The following is a 527-nucleotide window of genomic DNA, read 5'->3' as shown; positions in this document are numbered from 1 at the left end:
CCACTCTTAGCCGGTATTTCTTTACCTGTAACGGTTCGTGCGGTATCAATCATTTCCTTTACAGAAAAGCCCTGGTTACTGCCAAGGTTAAACACGTCACTCGCACCGCCATTGTTCAAGTAATTAAGTGCAAGCAGATGCGCTTTGATCAGGTCCTCCACATGCACATAATCACGGATACATGTGCCATCAGCCGTATCATAATCCTCACCGAAAACCGTGATATGAGGGCGCTGGCCAAGTGCTGCCTGTAAAATAATCGGCACGAGATGTGTTTCCGGGCGATGATCTTCACCGATTTCTGCAGATTCTCTTGCGCCGGCCACATTGAAATAACGTAAGGAAACATACTTCACACCATGTGCCTGCTCGGTCCATTTCATTATTTTTTCCATGGTCAGCTTGGTTTCCCCGTATGCATTGGTCGTTTTGGTCGGCATTTCCTCGGTAATTGGAACAGCTTCTGGTTCACCATAGGTTGCGGCGGTTGAGGAAAAGACGATTTTTTTCACATCATTTTCAACCAT

Annotated in this window: 1 protein-coding gene; it reads right to left on the bottom strand. The window is 46.5% G+C overall.

Translation table 11 applies throughout. The annotated features are described in order from the left end of the window. Positions 1-527: NAD-dependent epimerase/dehydratase family protein (locus AC3G7N_RS22545; RefSeq protein WP_489424327.1), on the bottom strand; the 527-nt coding region annotated here is incomplete at both ends.

The sequence above is a fragment of the Virgibacillus carmonensis genome (assembly GCF_057836705.1).
This window is presented reverse-complemented; position numbering and strand designations above follow the sequence as displayed.